Below are 16730 nucleotides of genomic sequence, written 5' to 3' on the forward strand. Positions count from 1 at the left end.
CGGGCCACCGTGCCCACGAGGGGGCGACGGCCGGTCGCGTGGCGATTTCGCGCTGCCCGGCGGCGGCCGCCGGGCAGTGGCTCACGGCGCGGCAACACCCTCCGCGCCCCGCCGACCCGCTTTCCTGGCCGGCGCGACCCCCAACACCTTTGCCGGTCTCCGTACCCGATCCGGCCAACCTGGAAGTTGACCCGATCGCTCTCGAACAAATTTCAGAGTTGACAGCAAATCGGACCGTGAATCAATCTTGCGGCGGAAGATCGGAAATTCTGACAGGGGAGTGGAGAATGGCGGACGAGAACAGGAATTCCAGCAACGCGCCCTACGTGATTCGCGGCCGAGGCAAGGACAAGGCCCCCGCAGGCGCCTTTGCGCTTTTTGTCGACATCAACTACAACGAGGACGGGCCGCGGGACAAGATTCTCGTTATTCCGGCCAAGGGGACAGCGAACAACTTCAGTGATTACGGATTCGATCAGAGCGACGACGGAGTGAGCTCCGTCGTCAACAACACCGAAGACGACAACGTCCTCTTCACGCGTACCGATCAGGGCGGCGGTCAGCTGCCCGTCAAGGCCGGTACGTCGATCGACGACATGACGGGGATCGCGCTGGCGAACAGCCCGACCCGGACGTGGAACGACCAGGCGCAGTCCGCCCTCGCCTTCGCCCGGCCGGTGCCGCTCCCAGTCTTCACCGCCCCTGCGGCCGACGCCCAGACCCAGAACCGCCGCCGGCCCGTCCAGGGTTCGGCCGCCCCCGACGTCCAGCAGGTGCTGCTCTACGACGAGGACGCCAAGCACCTGGGCACCCTCCCGGTCAAGGACGGCGCATGGGAGTACGTCCCGGACGCCGACTGGCCGCTCGGGCAGCACGACCTCGCCGCGGTGGCCGTGCGCGACGACGTGACCTCGGGCAAGGCCTACCTGCATTTCTACGTCACGCTCCCGAGCCCCGTCGTGGACATCAGGTCGCCCCGCAGCGGTGTGGAGATCGACACCGATGCCGCGGTCGACGGCGTCGCGTTCAACGCCGAGTCGGTGAGCTTCACCGAGGGCGGCACCAAGCTCGGCAGTGCCAGGATCAACGGTCGGAACTGGTCATTCCGCCGAGCGGGCGGATGGAGCCCGGGCAGTCACACGGTGACGGTGAAGGCCGTACGGGGCGGCGAGGAATCGGCCCCGGAAACGGTCGCTTTCACCGCGGTGAAGAACAATCTCACCGTCGATCAAAAATTCAACTCCAGCTGGCAGGACTGGGAGTCCCAGAAGTTTGTCCACTCCTATGACGTCACCCTGTATGCCGGTGAAACCGACGTCACGCACTGGAATGTCGGATTCGGTCAGCTTCCGGCCGGGGCGATTCTCCACAAGGAATTCACCAACACGTTCTGGGGAATGATCGTCGAAGACGGCTCCAATGGAAGGATCGTCCTCGGGTCGCCCCCCGAAGGAATCCACGTCGTCCCGAAGGGCGGAAAGCTGGAAATCCGCGTCCTCGTTCTCTACCCGAATCAGGAAGAGGCGAACAAACACCTCTACTCCCTCTTCGCCAAGTCCCTGTCCCAGTAACGGCAGCCGCCGCACGGCCCGGCGACGTCCTGCGGACGCCGCCAGGCCCCGGGCCGTCCCTCCATGCCGTCCACCGGTGGCCGGGGAAACGCCCCGGCCACCGGTACGGCTCATGGATCAGGCGATGCCCCGGAACGCGGCCAGGATGTGATCCGCCGCCGCCGTCGGCGTCAACTCCCCGTCACGCACCCGCTGTTCGAGCCCAGGGGTGAGGGAGCGTACCTGGGGGTGGGCGCGCAGGCTCTCCAGCAGCTCGTCGCGCACCATCGTCCAGGTCCAGTCGACCTGCTGGTCCCGGCGCTTCGCGGCGAGCCGCCCGCTCGCGTCCAGCTGCGCGCGGTGCTGCTCGAGCCGCTCCCACAGGGTGTCCAGGCCGGTCGACTCGCGGGCGCTGCACGTGAGGACCGGCGGGCTCCACGCCGCGTCCACCGGGTGCATCAGCCGCAGGGCGCCCGCCAGTTCACGCGCGGCGGCGCGGGCGTCGCGCTCGTGCGGTCCGTCCGCCTTGTTCACCGCGATCGCGTCCGCCAGCTCCAGGACGCCCTTCTTGATGCCCTGGAGCTGATCGCCGGTCCGCGCCAGCGTCAGCAGCAGAAACGTGTCGACCATGTTGGCCACCGCCGTCTCCGACTGCCCGACACCGACCGTCTCCACCAGCACCACGTCGTACCCCGCGGCCTCCATCACCACGATGGACTCCCGGGTCGCCTTCGCCACCCCGCCGAGCGTTCCGGCGGTCGGGGACGGGCGGACGAACGCCGCCGGGTCCACCGCGAGCCGCTCCATCCTGGTCTTGTCGCCCAGGATGGAGCCGCCGGTACGGCTGGAGGACGGGTCGACGGCCAGCACCGCGACCCGGTGCCCGAGACCGGTGAGCATCGTGCCCAGCGCGTCGATGAAGGTGGACTTCCCCACCCCCGGCACCCCGCTGATCCCGATCCGCCGGGCCTTGCCGGAGTGCGGCAGCAGCTCGCGCAGCAGCCGCTGGGCCAGCTCCCGGTGATCGGGGCGGAGGGACTCGACGAGCGTGATGGCGCGCGCGATGTACGCCCGCTTCCCGCCGAGCACCCCTTTCGCGTAGCTGTCGATGTCGATCTTCACTGGCATCCGATCAGCCGCTCACAACTCGTGGCCGAGCTCGGTACCGAGCCGCGTCACCAGGTCGTACGCGGCATCCGGGATGACCGTGCCCGGCGGGAACACGGCCGTCGCACCCGCCTCGTGCAGCGCCTCGACGTCCTGCGGCGGGATCACCCCGCCCACCACGATCATGATGTCCTCGCGCCCCTCGGCCGCCAGTTCCTCACGGAGTGCCGGGACCAGCGTGAGGTGTCCGGCGGCCAGCGAGGAGACGCCCACGATGTGCACGTCCGCCTCCACCGCCTGCCGCGCCACCTCGGCCGGGGTCTGGAACAGCGGGCCGACGTCGACGTCGAAGCCCAGGTCGGCGAAGGCGGTCGAGATCACCTTCTGGCCGCGGTCGTGGCCGTCCTGGCCCATCTTGGCGACCAGGATGCGCGGACGGCGCCCCTCGGCCTCCTCGAACCTGTCCACCAGCGCCCGGGTCCGGTCCACGGAAGGGGATTCACCTGCCTCGTTGCGGTACACACCGGAGATCGTACGGATCTGGCCGGCGTGCCGTCCGTACACCTTCTCCAGGGCGTCGGAGATCTCGCCCACGGTCGCCTTCGCGCGTGCCGCGTCGACCGCGAGCGCCAGCAGGTTGCCCTCCAGGCCCTGTCCCGGCCCCCGCTCCGCCGCCGCGGTGAGCGCCCCGAGCGCGGCCCGGCAGGCCTGCTCGTCGCGCTCCGCGCGCAGTCGGCGCAGCTTCTCGATCTGCTGGGCGCGCACCGAGGAGTTGTCGACCTTGAGCACCTCGATCTGCTCGTCGCTCTCCACCCGGTACTTGTTCACCCCGATCACCGGCTGGCGCCCGGAGTCGATCCGCGCCTGGGTCCGGGCCGCGGCCTCCTCCACCCGGAGCTTCGGAATGCCCGCGTCGATGGCCTGCGCCATGCCGCCGGCCGCCTCGACCTCCTCGATGTGCTGCCAGGCCCGGCGCGCCAGGTCGTACGTCAGCTTCTCCACGTATGCGCTGCCGCCCCACGGGTCGATCGTCCGGCAGGTGCCCGACTCCTGCTGGATGAGCAGCTGGGTGTTGCGGGCGATCCGGGCGGAGAAGTCGGTCGGCAGGGCGAGCGCCTCGTCCAGCGCGTTGGTGTGCAGCGACTGGGTGTGCCCCTGGGTGGCGGCCATCGCCTCCACACAGGTCCGGGTGACGTTGTTGAACACGTCCTGCGCCGTCAGCGACCAGCCCGAGGTCTGCGAATGGGTGCGCAGCGAGAGCGACTTGGCGTTCTTCGGCCCGAACTCCTTGACCAGCTTGGCCCAGAGCAGCCGGGCCGCCCGCAGCTTCGCGATCTCCATGAAGAAGTTCATGCCGATCGCCCAGAAGAACGACAGCCGGGGCGCGAAGGCGTCCACGTCGAGCCCCGCGTCCCGCCCGGCCCGCAGATACTCCACCCCGTCGGCCAGGGTGTACGCCAGCTCCAGATCGGCCGTCGCACCGGCCTCCTGGATGTGATAGCCGGAGATGGAGATCGAGTTGTAGCGCGGCATCTTCTGCGAGGTGAACGCGAAGATGTCCGAGATGATCCGCATCGACGGCTTCGGCGGATAGATGTAGGTGTTGCGGACCATGAACTCCTTCAGAATGTCGTTCTGAATGGTCCCGGCCAGCTTCTCGGGCCCGACGCCCTGCTCCTCCGCCGCCACGATGTACAGCGCCAGTACGGGAAGGACCGCGCCGTTCATCGTCATCGACACCGACATCCGGTCCAGCGGGATGCCGTCGAAGAGCTGCCGCATGTCGTAGATCGAGTCGATCGCCACGCCCGCCATGCCGACGTCGCCGGTCACCCGCGGGTGGTCGCTGTCGTAGCCGCGGTGGGTGGGCAGGTCGAAGGCGACGGAGAGACCCTTCTGACCGGCCGCCAAATTGCGACGGTAGAAGGCGTTGGACTCCTCGGCCGTGGAGAACCCGGCGTACTGCCGGATCGTCCAGGGCTGGTTGACGTACATCGTCGGGTACGGGCCCCGCAGGTACGGGGCGATGCCCGGGTACGTGCCGAGGAAGTCGAGCCCTTCCAGATCGCGCCCGGTGTACAGCGGCTTGACCGCGATGCCCTCCGGGGTCTCCCACAGCAGATCGCTGTCGGAACCACCGGTGGACTCCTTCACCGAAGTGCGCCACCGGTCCTCGGAGACCTCGGCGGCGGCGCCCGGGCCGAGCTCGATGCCGGAGAAGTCGGGGATACGCATTACGCCACATCCATACGGTCGAGAAGGGAGGAGAGCACGGTCACCACATCGGAGCCCGCGAAGACGTACTCGTCGACACCGGCGTACTCGCCGGGTCTGCCGGCCAGGAACACCCGGCGGGCGCCCGCAGCGCCCAGCGCTCCGGCGACCTCCGCGGCCTGCTCGGCGTAGAGCGTGTCACTGGAGCAGAGGCACGCCACCGTGGCCCCGCTGGCCCGGAAGGCGTCGGCGGCCGTCGCCGCGTCGACCGTGACCGGGTCGTGCACCGGCTCGATGCCGCCCGCCTGGAAGAGGTTGGCGGCGAAGGAGGCCCGCGCGGTGTGCGCCGCGGCGGGGCCCAGCGCGGCGAGGAACACCTTCGGGCGCTGTCCGGTCGCCGCGAGATGTGCGTCCGACCGGGCGCGCAGCGCCTCGAACGCCTCGTCCCGCCGGACCCGGGGCAGGCCGCCCGGCCCGTCCGTCTCCAGGGGCGCGGGCTCGCGCTCCACCGGGCGCTCCGCCAGCTGCGGGAACTCACTGACCCCGGTGACCGGTTCCTTGCGGCGCGCCAGATCCCTGCTGCGGGCCGCCCAGGTCGCCGCGAGACGTTCCTCGATCATCCCGGAGCGCAGGGCCGCTGCCTGGCCGCCGGACCGCTCGATCTCCTGGAAGAACGCCCACGCGGCCCCGGCCAGTTCGGCGGTCAGCCGTTCCACGTACCAGGAACCGCCCGCCGGGTCGATGACCCGGGCCAGCTGCGACTCCTCCAGCAGGATCGTCGAGGTGTTGCGGGCGATGCGGCGGGCGAACGCGTCCGGCAGGCCCAGGGCGTGATCGAACGGCAGCACGGTCACGGAGTCGGCGCCGCCGACCCCCGCGCCGAGGCAGGCCAGCGTCGTACGCAGCATGTTCACCCAGGGATCGCGCCGCGTCATCATCACCGACGACGTCACCGCGTGCTGGCGCTGGGCACCGGCCCCCGGCGCCCCGCAGACCTCCGCCACCCGCGACCAGAGCCGCCGGGCGGCCCGCAGCTTCGCGATGGTCAGGAACTGGTCGGCGGTCGCCGCGTACCGGAACTCCAGCTGCCCGCAGGCATCCTCGACCGGCATCCCGGCGTCCGTCAGCGTCCGCAGCAGCGCCACACCGCTCGCCAGTGAGGCACCCAGCTCCTCGGCGGCCGATCCGCCCGCCTCGTGGTACGGCAGCGCGTCGACGGCCAGCGCGCGCAGACCGGGGAACTCCCGCGCGCACCGCCGCGCCCAGTGGACCGCGGCCGTGTGGTCGGGCTCGGCGCCGGTGCGGGCGGCCCGCCCCAGCGGGTCGGCGCCCAGATTGCCGCGCACGTCAGGTGCGCCGACACCGCGCTCCGCGCAGATCCGCAGCAGCTCCGTGGCCGCCGCGTCGGTCTCGGCACCGGCGTCGAGCACCACGGGCGCCAGATCGAGGTACACGCCGTCCAGTGCCGTCGCCAGCGCGGACACCGGGACGCCGGTACGGCCGCCGACGGTGAGCCACAGCGAGGTGGCGCCGTTCTCCAGATCGGCGAGGACCGCCTCGTTGAGGCGGGCGGCATCCGTGAGTGCGTGCCGTTGCCGTACGTCCCAGCCGCCCGTCGCGTTGCCCGCGGCCTTGCTGCCTCGGGTGAAGGGGGCGAAGCCTGGGTATCCGGCATCGGGCGCGCTGTCGCGCGAGGTGTAGAGCGGGCGGGTGATGAGCCCGTCCTCCACTGTGGTGGACAGCGCTTCCTCGGCGGCCGGACCCTCGGCTTCCTTGCCCGATTTACGCAGTACGCCTTCGACGAGGCGTTGCCAGTGCTCATGGGCGGGAGCAGGGAATTCGGCGGCCAACGAAAGCCCGTCGGCAGGCAGGACCGTCATGCCCAGATGCTAGGTCAGGGCGCTCCGGGGCAGCTCGCGTTCCTCTTGTGACTTTGCCCTCTCCGGAGTGCGCTTGATCCTTCACCCACCGTGGCATACGGGCGCCGAGCTCGACGGAGGACGGGGTGCGGGTCACCGCCCGGACCGGCGAGGGGCGGCGCGGTGCCCGGGGCGGCCGGCGGCGGTGGCGCGAATCCCCGGAGCGGGAATTCGCCGAGTCCCGCTCATGGTCCGCCCACCGGGGGTGATTCCCTTCCTGATGAATTGCGGAAAACACACCGCTATTGGCGTGGTAACCCAACCGACCGGCGTGCGAACTCCCGTGAGTGTCACTGCTTTTCTCGTTGCTCCGCCTTTCGTATGTGCTCCCGATGGGCGCAGACCGGCGTTTTACTTTGTCGATCCTCCGGCCACGTGCGACGTTTGTGAAGATCGGGCCGAATGAATTCGGGAACCCGTCGGGAATCAAAAGGGGAAGTGCAACGTGCAGACCGCCAGGGCCGTCCCGGCATCCACTGTCCTCAATCTGCGTGACCTGGGCGGCATCGCCCTCGGTGCGGACCTCCGGTTCCGGGCGGGTGCCGTCCTGCGGTCCGGCCAGCTCAGCGGGCTCGACGCGGAGCAGGACTCGGAGGTGGCCGCGCTGGGCATCCGCACCGTCGTAGACCTGCGGACCGCCGACGAGCGGGCGGCGGCCCCCGACCGGCTGCCGCCCGGGGCGAGACTCTTCGTCGCCGATGTGCTCGGGGGAAATCCGGGCGTGCCGCCCGCCCGGCTGCGCGCGCTGCTCGCCGACCCGGTGGAGGCCGAGCAACTGCTGGGCGGCGGACGGGCGGAAGGGATGTTCGCCGACACCTACCGGCAGATGGTGCTGTCGCCCGGGGCGTCCGCCGCGTACCGGGCCTTCATCGAGACGGTCGCCGACGAACATGCCCGCCCGGTGCTGTTCCACTGCACGGCGGGCAAGGACCGCACCGGCTGGGGGGCCGCCGTACTGCTGATGATGCTCGGCGCGTCCCGCGAGGTGGTGCGGGCGGAATTCCTCGCGGTCAATCCGGTGGTGCGCGACGTTTTCGCGGACCGGGTCCGCCGCTTCCTCGACGCCGGCGGCGACCCGCGGATCGCGTCCGCCATCACCGAGGTGCGGCCCCGCTACCTGGACACGGCGCTGGATGCGGTGGACGAGCGCTGGGGCGGTTTCGACGGGTACGTACGCGACGGCCTGCGCATCCCGGACGCCGTGCTGGAACGGCTGCGGGACGCCCTGGTGGTGCCGGACCGGGCACCCGCACCGAGTGCCCCGATCGAGAGGGGGGAGGAGACCCCGGGGTTGACTTGATACCCCCAGGGGGTATCTTGTGGTGCGTCGGGAAGCGCCGCCTCCCGGTCCACCGCTGGAGGGAACCGTCATGAACAACGCACTGAGGATCACCGCCTTCGCCGCAGCGCTCGCCGCGACCTTCGGAACCGCTTACGGCGTGGGCCGGGGAGTCGACCCGCTGGTCGGCGCCGAGGACCGCCCCGCGGGGCAGCACGGCGGCCACGGCGGGGGAGAGGGCGGCGGTGCGAAGCAGGTGGCGGACGAGCTGCCGGGCGGGCTCCAGGTTTCCGAGGGCGGCTACACCCTTGCCCTGGAGACGCCGACGGTCGAGGCCGGGGAGAAGGGTGAGATCCGCTTCGCGGTCAAGGACGACAGCGGGCGCAAGGTCACCGCGTACAAGCGCGAGCACGGCAAGGAACTGCACTTCATCCTCGCCTCGACCGACCTCACCCAGTACCGCCACCTGCACCCCGTCCGCGCGGCCGACGGCACCTGGTCGACCCCTGTCGACCTGCCCAGGGCCGGCGGCTACCGGGTGTTCGCGGACTTCACCCCGGCGGGGGCGGGTGCCGAGAACCTCACGCTGGGAGCCGACCTCGCCGTCTCCGGCGCCTACCGCCCGGGCGCCCTTCCGGCCCCCCGGGCGGTCGCCGAGGTCGACGGATACCGGGTCACGCTCGACGGCGAGCTCCGCGCCGGGCGGCCGGGTGAACTGAAGCCCTCGATCAGCCGTGACGGCCGCCCCGTCACCGACCTGGAGCCCTATCTCGGCGCGTACGGGCATCTGGTCGCGCTGCGCTCGGGCGACCTCGCCTACCTGCACGTCCACCCGAACGAGGGCGGTCCCGGCCCGGTGGTCTCCTTCACCGCCACGGCGCCGACCGCGGGCGCGTACCGGCTCTTCCTCGACTTCAAGCACGAGGGCAAGGTGCGCACGGCGGCCTTCACCGTCCGGGTGGCGGACGCTTCCCGGGGCGGTGCGGAGCGCGAGGGGAGCGGTGCCGGGGCGCCCGCGGAGCACGCCCACTGACCCGGCCCCGGGCGGCCCGTGGGTAGGGTGAAAGGGTCGGGTCCGATCTCCGAGAGGGGTGCATCTTGACCGAGCGCAAACCTGCGGGCATGAGCTTCGAATCGTGGGTGGACAAACAGGTGCGGGAGTCCGAACAGCGTGGCGAATTCGCCAAGTTGGAGGGGTTCGGCAAGCCGCTCCCCAGTCTTGAGGCCCCCTACGACGAGAATTGGTGGATCAAGCAGAAGCTCCAGCGCGAGGGGGTGTCGGTGCTGCCGCCGACCCTGGCCCTGCGCAAGGAGGCGGAGGACCTCGTCGCGGCGCTGCCCGGGGTGCGGACGGAGCGCGAGGTGCGGAGTCTGCTGGCCGACGTCAACGAGAGGATCCGGGCGAACCTCCAAACACCGCCGCCCGGGCCACCGCTCAACCGGAAGCCGTTCGACGTGGAGGCCGTGGTCGCCGAGTGGCGCGAGGCCCGCACATCGGAGTAGACGCCGGTCGCGCCGCCCCGCCGAGCCGCCCGACGTTCGGGTGCGTAATACTCACCTCATGAAATCGGGCGTTACTCGACGGGGCGGCGGAGTGCGAGCGGAGACCGTGCGCATCAGGCGGGCCACCGCACGTGACGCGAAAGCGCTCACCCGGCTGGTCAGGTCGTCGCGCGCCTACGAAGGCCGGTACGCCGCCATGGTCGCCGGATACCGGATGGGCCCCGACTACATCGAGGCGCACCGGGTCTTCGTGGCCGAGCAGCCCGGTACCGCCAGGTTGCTCGGCTTCTACGCTCTGGTGCTGGCTCCGCCGGAGCTCGACCTGATGTTCGTCGCCAACGATGCGCAGGGACTCGGCATCGGGCGGCTGCTCATCGGCCATCTGCGCGACGAGGCCGGGCGCGCGGGCCTCACCGGTGTCCGGGTCGTCTCGCACCCGCCCGCCGAGGGCTTCTACCGGAGCGTGGGGGCCCGGCGGACCGGGACCCTGCGGGCCGACCCGCCCGCGGTGATGTGGGACCGGCCCGAACTGCTGCTGCCGGTCGGCCGGCCCCGCGCGGAGAACACCGGGAACGCCGATGACACGGAACGGGGCGGGCCGGAACCCTCGTGAGTCCCGGCCCGCCCCGTTCAGCGGATGGTGTCCGGGTCAGGCGGGAAAGCCCCCGTACGGACGCGTGATGATCTCCATGGCGTGCCCGGCGGGATCGAGGAAGTACACGCCCCGGCCGCCGTCGTTGTGGTTGATCTCGCCCGGATGCTTTTGGTGCGGATCCGCGTAGTACGTGATCCCGAGCTCCTTGATCCTGGCGTACGCCGTGTCGAACTCGTCCTCCGAGACGAGGAAGGCGTAGTGCTGCATGACGATCGAGGACTCGGGGATGCTCGCGAAGTCCAGAGTGACGCCGTTCGCGGTATCGACGGGGACGAAGGGGCCCCATTCCTCGCCGACTTCCAGGCCCAGAATGCTTGCCAGGAACTCGGCGGACTCCCGGTTGTCCCGGGCATGAATGATGGTGTGATTCAACGAAACTGACACGGTGGAATGCCTCCATCAGGCACTCACGGGCACCTCCACGCCTCACCCAGCCGGTGACCGACGCGCGATGCCGTACTCAGAACCCTAGATCAATTCGAACTTACCGTCGAGAACGTCCGAAAGGATCCAGTCAGTCGGAATCACTCGCTCCGGACCCTTGGGCGTCGATGACCGTGAAGAGGCCGCCGTCCGGATCGAGAAGCGTCGCCTCGCCGTCCCGCGCCGTCGCGGGCCGTTCCGCGAGCCTGCCGCCGTTGGCCTGCGCCGACGCCACCGTGGCCGCCACGTTGCCGACGGGGAAATGCACCTGCCAGTGCGGGCGGACCAGCGGATCGGGTGCGGCCTCCACGGCGCCGGAGCTGATCCGGGCGAGACGGTGGCCGTCGCAGTCGACGACGACCTCGTCCTTCTCGTAGGACACCTCGCAGCAACCCGGACGGCCGCTCTCCCAGCCGAGCACCTCGCCGTAGAAGATCGCCGCGTCGAAGGCGTTGCGGGTGTGCAGCCGCAGCCGGGCGTGCGAGTGGTCGTCCGGCGCGGGCGGCGACGTGGTGGGCCCGGGCCGCTGCCAGATGCCGAACATCGCGCCGTCCCGGTCCGCCACCAGCGCCCCGCGTCCCCTGCCGAGCGCCATCGGCCCCACGGCGACGGTGCCGCTGCGCTCGCGGATGCGGGCGGCCGTCGCATCCGCGTCGGCCACCGCGAAATAGGGCGTCCATGCCACCGCCACCCGGTACGCGGCCGCCATCGCGCCGATCCCCGCGACCGGCACACCTCCCCGGAGCGCGATCGCGAACCCCGGCCCCAGCCCGCCCCGGCGGAAGGTCCACCCCAGCACCCTGCCATAGAAGGCCTGTGCCGAGTCGAGGTCGAGGGTCGTGAGGTTGACCCAGCAGGGCGCGGCGGATCCGGTCAGCGGCGCCGGTGCGGGCGCCTTGCCCGAGGGGCTTGCGGTCATGGTGCTACTGCCTTCGTCGGTCGTGGGCCGGCCTGATCCGGACGACAGCCGTCAGTCGCGCCGCTCGTCGGGCTCGCGGGGAATGGGCTCGTTGCCGTGGTCGCCGAGTTCGTAGGGGGACAGGCCCCGGCCGTTGGGCGGGAAGTGGTCGTCTCCGTGCACGTCGCGTTCCTCCACGTGGGTGCGGTGGTCCGGCCGCAGCGGCTGCTCGTCGGGTCTGGGAGGCGGCAGCTCCTGGGCGCGGCGCCGCCGCCCCAGCCAGACCGCGCCGATGAGCACGGCGACCAGCACCACGCCGACGATGCCCATCACCGACCCGGTCGCGCCGCGGTCGTCGGCGAGCACGAAGGCCAGCGAACTCAGGTCCGCGTTCGAAATGTCCATATGTGCCGGATACCCCGAGCTGACGCTCGCACTCAAAAATTCACATGAATTCATGTTTTAAGTTGATATGTCCTGTGGCGTGTTTCGTTCGGTGAAGGGCGCGCGTGCCGGTATCCGGAGCCGTGGCCGTGGCCTCCTGTCGCCGTCGCCCGGCCCAGGGGTGAGGCTGGAGGCATCCCCGAATCGCCGCGGGCGGCGGCGCAGTGAGCGGAAGGAACCGCCGTGAACACCATCAGGGAACAGGAAGCGGCGCGCAGCGGGTACGGCCAGGAGGTGTCCGTCGTCGTCAGCGGCTGCGGGACGGCCGACGCGCGGATGGTCTTCGACGTGCTGCGGGCGGCGTTCACCACCGACCGGGCCTCGGTGGACGTGCCCCAGGATCTCGAGGGGCGGCGCCCGACCGCGTGGGTGGTGACCGTGGACGTCACCGAGGAGCGGGTGGTCTCCGGGTCCGTCGTGCTCGGCGCGCCGGTGAGCGTCGACGTGCAGGGCGGCTACTGGGCGGTGGAGCGGCTGCGCCGGAGCCTGGCGCACGCCTTCGACGTGACGGTCGTCGGCACGGTCTCCGGCGACCAGGAGGAAGAGGTGCGGCTCCGCCTGGCGAACCGCGCGGCCGGGGCCTGAGCGACGGCCCGGGGCCCTGAAGGGCCGGTAGTGGGGGCCGGTACGGGCCGACCCGTGCGAGCGGTCACCGCCCGGCGGCGGAGCAATGACGGGGAGGAGAGCGGGCCGTCTGGTAGAAAACGGGCAAAAGGCTGCCTCTGGAAGGTGTGAGCGCGTGGACCCCTCTTGCGGACGGCACGACGGCGCGCGACAGCCGGGAGCGACGGATGACGGCCCGGGGCGGACCGGCGCGGGCCCCGGTACGCCCGCCGCCACGACCGGGGGCGTGACGCGGTGAAGCCCTTCGCCTATCTCCGCGCCCGCTCCGCCGAGGAGGCCGTCCGGGAGAGTGCCGCCCGCCCCGGCGCGGTCTTCCTCGGCGGCGGCACCAATCTCGTCGACCTCATGAAGCTCGGGGTCGCCTCCCCCGAACTGCTCATCGACATCACCCGGCTGCCGCTGGACCACGTGGCCGACACCCCGGACGGCGGCCTGCGGATCGGCGCGACCGTACGCAACAGCGACCTGGCCGCCCACCCCGCCGTGCGCACCCGCTACCCCGCCCTGTCCCGGGCGCTGCTGGCCGGAGCGGGGGGCCAGCTCCGCAACACCGCCACCACCGGCGGCAACCTGCTCCAGCGCACCCGCTGCCCGTACTTCCAGGACGCCTCCAAGCCGTGCAACAAACGGGAGCCCGGCAGCGGCTGCCCCGCCCGCGACAGCACGCTGCGCGACCTCGCCGTACTCGGTCACTCCGCGCACTGCGTCGCCACCCACCCCTCCGACCTGGCCGTGGCGCTCTGCGCCCTCGACGCCACCGTCCACCTGAGCGGACCGGACGGGGACCGGGCCGTGCCCGTCACCGGATTCCACCGGCTGCCCGGTGACACCCCGGACCGGGACACCGGGATCCGGCCCGGCGAGCTGATCACCGAGGTGGTGCTCGGGCCGCCCCCCGGCGGCGCCGCCTCCCTCTACCGCAAGGCCCGCGACCGCGCCGCCTTCGCCTTCGCCCTCGCGTCCGTCGCCGCCGTGCTGAGCGTCCGCGACGGCCGGATCGAGCACGCCGCCCTCGCCTTCGGCGGGCTCGCCCACCGGCCCTGGCGGGCGCACACCGCGGAGAACCTGCTCCGCGGCGCACCCGCCACCGCCGGGACCTTCGCCCGCGCCGTGGACGCCGAGCTCGCCGCGGCCCGGCCACTGCGGGGCAACGCGTTCAAAGTGACCCTCGCCCACAACCTGGCCGTCGACGCGCTCACCGAACTCGCCGCCGCCCGCTGACCGCCACGCCGCCGACCCCGCCGTGAGGACCCCGTCATGAGCCAGGCCACGTCACCCCTGGGCACCCCCGCAGTCCGCCGCGAGGGCCGGGACAAGGTCACCGGCACCGCCCGCTACGCAGCCGAGCACACCCCGCCGGGCTGCCTCCACGGCAGCCTCGTCCCCGCCACCGTCGCCCGCGGCCGGGTCCTGGCCGTCGACACGGACGACGCCCTGGCGCTGCCCGGCGTGCGCGCCGTCCTCACCCACCACGACGCGCCCCGGCTGAAGGAACCCGACGACCCGATCCTCGCCGTCCTCCAGGACGACCTGGTCCCGCACCGGGGCTGGCCCGTCGCGCTGGTGGTGGCCGACACCCCGGAGGCCGCCGAAGCCGGGGCCGCGGCGCTGCGGATCGCGTACGGGACCGAGCGGCACGACGTCCGGCTGACCGCGGACCACCCCGGCCTGTACACCCCCGACACGGTCAACGGCGGCTACCCCGCCGTCCGCGAACGCGGTGACACCGCCCGCGCCCTCGCCGTCGCCCCCGTACAGATCGACTCCACCTACACCCTCGGCGCCCTGCACAACCACCCCATGGAGCCGCACGCCACCACGGCGTGGTGGGACGGCGACGGACACCTCACCGTCCACGACTCCAGCCAGGGTGCCACCCAGGTCCGCGACAGTCTGGCCACGGCGCTCGGCATCCCGCCCGAGCGCATCACCGTCCGCTCCGAGCACGTCGGCGGCGGCTTCGGCTGCAAGGGCACCACGCGCCCGCAGTGCGTCCTCGCCGTCATGGCCGCCCGGCACACCGGGTGCCCCGTCAAGGTCGTGCTGCCCCGCCGCCGGATGGCCGGCCTGATCGGCCACCGCGCCCCCACCGTCCAGCGCGTCCGGCTCGGGGCCGAACTCGACGGCACGCTCACCGCCGTCGACCACGAGATCGTCACCCACACCTCCACTGTGAAGGAGTTCGTGGAACAGGCGGCCGTCCCCGCCCGGATCATGTACGGCTCCGCCGCCGCCCGCACCGCCCACCGGGTCGTCGCCCTGGACGTACCCAGCCCCTCCTGGATGCGCGCACCGGGCGAGACCCCCGGCATGTACGCCCTCGAATCCGCCATGGACGAACTCGCCTCGGCCCTCGGCCTGGACCCGGTCGAACTGCGCATCCGCAACGAGCCGGCACACGAACCGGACTCGGGCCGCCCGTTCAGCAGCCGCGGCCTGACCGCCTGCCTGGAGACGGGCGCGGCCCGCTTCGGCTGGTACGGCCGCGACCCGAGCCCCGCGGCCCGCGAGGAGGGGGAGTGGCTCACGGGCACCGGTGTCGCCGCCGCCACCTACCCCGTCTACATCACCGCCTCCGGCGCCTTCGCCCACGCGGCCCCCGACGGCTCGTACCGTGTCGCGGTCAACGCCACCGACATCGGCACCGGCGCCCGCACCGTGCTCGCGCAGATCGCCGCCGACGCCCTGGCCACCGCCCTGGACCGGGTCGGGATCGAGATCGGCAGCAGCGAACTGCCCGACGCCCCGGTGGCGGGCGGCTCGACCGGCACCGCCTCCTGGGGCTGGGCCGTGCACAAGGCCTGCGTACTGCTGCGCCGACGACTGCGCGAGCACACCGGCCCACTCCCCGCCGAGGGCCTCTCCGTCACCACCGACACCCGGGCGGAGACCGGACGGGAATCCCCGTACGCACGCCACGCGTTCGGCGCGCACTTCGCCGAAGTCGCCGTGCACGGCCGCACCGGAGAGGTGCGGCTGCGCCGGATGCTCGGAGTCTTCGCCGCCGGACGCATCCTCAACTCCCGTACCGCACGCTCCCAGTTCATCGGCGGCATGACCATGGGCGTCGGCATGGCACTGACCGAGGCGAGCACCATGGACCCCGTCTTCGGTGACTTCACCGAACGCGACCTCGCCGCCTACCACCTGCCGACCTTCGCCGATGTGCCCCGGATCGAGGCGCACTGGATCGAGGAGGAGGACCCGCACCTCAATCCGATGGGTAGCAAGGGCATCGGGGAGATCGGCATCGTCGGCGCCGCGGCGGCGGTCGGCAACGCCGTGCGGCACGCCACCGGCGTACGGGTGCGCGCCCTGCCGATCACACCGGACACCCTGCTGCCGTACCTGCTCTGACCCGGGCGGCGGCCCCCTGTTGCGGGACCCGGTGCGCCGGGCCACGCTGTGAAGTGACCCAGAAGAGACATCTGCTCACTCTTCGTGTTCGGGGGGTCGTTGTTCAACGGGGCGAAAGCCAGTGGGCCTCGATGTGAGGAGCCTCGACGATGACCGTTCCACTCGACCGGCACTTCCTGGTCGAACTCCAGATCTCGGCGGAGCGTGTGTCCCAGCTGCAGCGGATAGTCGCCGCACACCTCCGCCACTGGAATCTTGAACTCCACGTCCGGCCGGTGTGCCGGGGCGTGGCAGAACTGCTGACCAACGTCCACCGCCACGTCGGCGACGGCAACAAGTGCACCGTCGAGCTCCGCTGGTCCGGGCGGCACCTCACGGTCTCCGTCGCCGACGAGGGGGAAGGGATGCCGCGCCTGCTGGGCACCGGCGGCGGCGGCCTCAGCCGGGTGATGGCGCTCAGCGACAGCTGGGGCACCTGCCGCACCGACGAGGGGAAGGTCGTCTGGTTCACCCGGTACGCCGAGGAGCCGCTCAGCCTCGACCGGGTGCCGCTGCGTCCGCTGCCCGACGGACGCGAGTTCCGTCACTCGCCCGCGGCTGCCCCCGCCCCCGCCGAACCCGCGGCGGCGTTCGACCCCGCTCTCGTCTGATCCGGGACGGGCCGACGGGACCGCCGGCCGGGTGTCCGCCCGGCGGACCCGCGTGCGCGGCACGGCGCACGGCGGCACGGGGCCGAAGAACCGAGTCAAGGAGGACA

General features: G+C 71.8%; 15 protein-coding genes. 9 read left to right on the plus strand and 6 right to left on the minus strand.

Features of this window, described 5'->3' with window-relative positions; genetic code table 11:
• Nucleotides 1-38 precede the first annotated feature (38 nt).
• Nucleotides 39-1571: a hypothetical protein gene (locus tag ACFCV8_RS14510; RefSeq protein WP_376685665.1), complete on the plus strand. Its 1533-nt coding sequence runs from the start codon at nucleotides 39-41 to the stop codon at nucleotides 1569-1571.
• A gap of 117 nt (nucleotides 1572-1688) precedes the next feature.
• On the opposite strand, the gene meaB is transcribed toward ACFCV8_RS14510, so the two are convergent.
• From meaB to mutA, 3 genes are read right to left on the minus strand one after another with little or no spacing between them, the layout of a single operon-like run.
• Nucleotides 1689-2678 (minus strand): methylmalonyl Co-A mutase-associated GTPase MeaB, encoded by a 990-nt coding sequence (gene meaB, locus ACFCV8_RS14515; RefSeq protein WP_376685666.1) that lies wholly within the window; start codon nucleotides 2676-2678, stop codon nucleotides 1689-1691.
• A 12-nt stretch (nucleotides 2679-2690) separates the two neighbouring features.
• Nucleotides 2691-4892, minus strand: a complete 2202-nt coding sequence (scpA, locus tag ACFCV8_RS14520) for a methylmalonyl-CoA mutase (protein ID WP_376685667.1) — start codon at nucleotides 4890-4892, stop codon at nucleotides 2691-2693.
• Nucleotides 4892-6751, minus strand: a complete 1860-nt coding sequence (gene mutA / locus ACFCV8_RS14525) for a methylmalonyl-CoA mutase small subunit (RefSeq protein ID WP_376685668.1) — start codon at nucleotides 6749-6751, stop codon at nucleotides 4892-4894. The genes scpA and mutA overlap by 1 nt, the downstream gene beginning before the upstream one ends.
• 484 nt (nucleotides 6752-7235) lie before the next feature.
• On the opposite strand from mutA, the gene ACFCV8_RS14530 reads away from it, so the two are divergent.
• The 4 genes from ACFCV8_RS14530 to ACFCV8_RS14545 all read left to right on the plus strand — a co-directional run bounded on the left by ACFCV8_RS14530 (nucleotide 7236) and on the right by ACFCV8_RS14545 (nucleotide 10185).
• On the plus strand, nucleotides 7236-8090 hold the full coding sequence (locus ACFCV8_RS14530) for a tyrosine-protein phosphatase (protein ID WP_376685669.1): 855 nt from the start codon (nucleotides 7236-7238) through the stop codon (nucleotides 8088-8090).
• Nucleotides 8091-8160: 70 nt separating this feature from the next.
• A complete protein-coding gene (locus tag ACFCV8_RS14535) occupies nucleotides 8161-9102 on the plus strand; it encodes a hypothetical protein (protein WP_376685670.1) in 942 nt (313 codons plus the stop codon).
• A 65-nt stretch (nucleotides 9103-9167) separates the two neighbouring features.
• Nucleotides 9168-9572, plus strand: a complete 405-nt coding sequence (locus ACFCV8_RS14540; protein WP_376685671.1) for a DUF1992 domain-containing protein — start codon at nucleotides 9168-9170, stop codon at nucleotides 9570-9572.
• Between the two features lie 58 nt (nucleotides 9573-9630).
• Nucleotides 9631-10185, plus strand: a complete 555-nt coding sequence (locus ACFCV8_RS14545; RefSeq protein WP_376685672.1) for a GNAT family N-acetyltransferase — start codon at nucleotides 9631-9633, stop codon at nucleotides 10183-10185.
• A 36-nt stretch (nucleotides 10186-10221) separates the two neighbouring features.
• On the opposite strand, the gene ACFCV8_RS14550 is transcribed toward ACFCV8_RS14545, so the two are convergent.
• The 3 genes from ACFCV8_RS14550 to ACFCV8_RS14560 form a co-directional block, all read right to left on the minus strand.
• Nucleotides 10222-10611, minus strand: coding sequence for a VOC family protein (locus tag ACFCV8_RS14550; protein WP_376685673.1), 390 nt, complete (start codon nucleotides 10609-10611; stop codon nucleotides 10222-10224).
• Nucleotides 10612-10741: 130 nt separating this feature from the next.
• On the minus strand, nucleotides 10742-11569 hold the full coding sequence (locus ACFCV8_RS14555; RefSeq protein WP_376685674.1) for a VOC family protein: 828 nt from the start codon (nucleotides 11567-11569) through the stop codon (nucleotides 10742-10744).
• Between the two features lie 51 nt (nucleotides 11570-11620).
• Nucleotides 11621-11953 (minus strand): DUF6479 family protein, encoded by a 333-nt coding sequence (locus ACFCV8_RS14560; RefSeq protein WP_376685675.1) that lies wholly within the window; start codon nucleotides 11951-11953, stop codon nucleotides 11621-11623.
• Between the two features lie 222 nt (nucleotides 11954-12175).
• On the opposite strand from ACFCV8_RS14560, the gene ACFCV8_RS14565 reads away from it, so the two are divergent.
• The 4 genes from ACFCV8_RS14565 (at nucleotide 12176) to ACFCV8_RS14580 (ending at nucleotide 16623) form a co-directional block, all read left to right on the plus strand.
• On the plus strand, nucleotides 12176-12577 hold the full coding sequence (locus ACFCV8_RS14565; RefSeq protein ID WP_376685676.1) for a hypothetical protein: 402 nt from the start codon (nucleotides 12176-12178) through the stop codon (nucleotides 12575-12577).
• A gap of 273 nt (nucleotides 12578-12850) precedes the next feature.
• Nucleotides 12851-13837, plus strand: a complete 987-nt coding sequence (locus ACFCV8_RS14570) for an FAD binding domain-containing protein (protein WP_376685677.1) — start codon at nucleotides 12851-12853, stop codon at nucleotides 13835-13837.
• Between the two features lie 36 nt (nucleotides 13838-13873).
• Complete coding sequence (locus tag ACFCV8_RS14575; protein ID WP_376685678.1) at nucleotides 13874-15973, plus strand: xanthine dehydrogenase family protein molybdopterin-binding subunit; 2100 nt, start codon at nucleotides 13874-13876, stop codon at nucleotides 15971-15973.
• A 149-nt stretch (nucleotides 15974-16122) separates the two neighbouring features.
• Entirely contained in the window at nucleotides 16123-16623 is a 501-nt protein-coding gene (locus tag ACFCV8_RS14580; RefSeq protein WP_376685679.1) for an ATP-binding protein, read from the plus strand.
• The last annotated feature ends 107 nt before the right edge of the window (nucleotides 16624-16730 follow it).

Source organism: Streptomyces sp. NPDC056347 (genome assembly GCF_042262625.1).
In the GTDB taxonomy this organism is placed as follows: domain Bacteria; phylum Actinomycetota; class Actinomycetes; order Streptomycetales; family Streptomycetaceae; genus Streptomyces.

Bases quoted from the DNA above. Each gene is read 5' to 3' on its own strand.
- meaB (WP_376685666.1), bottom strand. From the start codon at position 2,678: ATGCCAGTGAAGATCGACATCGACAGCTACGCGAAAGGGGTGCTCGGC.
- scpA (WP_376685667.1), bottom strand. From the start codon at position 4,892: ATGCGTATCCCCGACTTCTCCGGCATCGAGCTCGGCCCGGGCGCCGCC.
- mutA (WP_376685668.1), bottom strand. From the start codon at position 6,751: ATGACGGTCCTGCCTGCCGACGGGCTTTCGTTGGCCGCCGAATTCCCT.
- ACFCV8_RS14535 (WP_376685670.1), top strand. From the start codon at position 8,161: ATGAACAACGCACTGAGGATCACCGCCTTCGCCGCAGCGCTCGCCGCG.
- ACFCV8_RS14545 (WP_376685672.1), top strand. From the start codon at position 9,631: ATGAAATCGGGCGTTACTCGACGGGGCGGCGGAGTGCGAGCGGAGACC.
- ACFCV8_RS14555 (WP_376685674.1), bottom strand. From the start codon at position 11,569: ATGACCGCAAGCCCCTCGGGCAAGGCGCCCGCACCGGCGCCGCTGACC.
- ACFCV8_RS14560 (WP_376685675.1), bottom strand. From the start codon at position 11,953: ATGGACATTTCGAACGCGGACCTGAGTTCGCTGGCCTTCGTGCTCGCC.
- ACFCV8_RS14575 (WP_376685678.1), top strand. From the start codon at position 13,874: ATGAGCCAGGCCACGTCACCCCTGGGCACCCCCGCAGTCCGCCGCGAG.
- ACFCV8_RS14580 (WP_376685679.1), top strand. From the start codon at position 16,123: ATGACCGTTCCACTCGACCGGCACTTCCTGGTCGAACTCCAGATCTCG.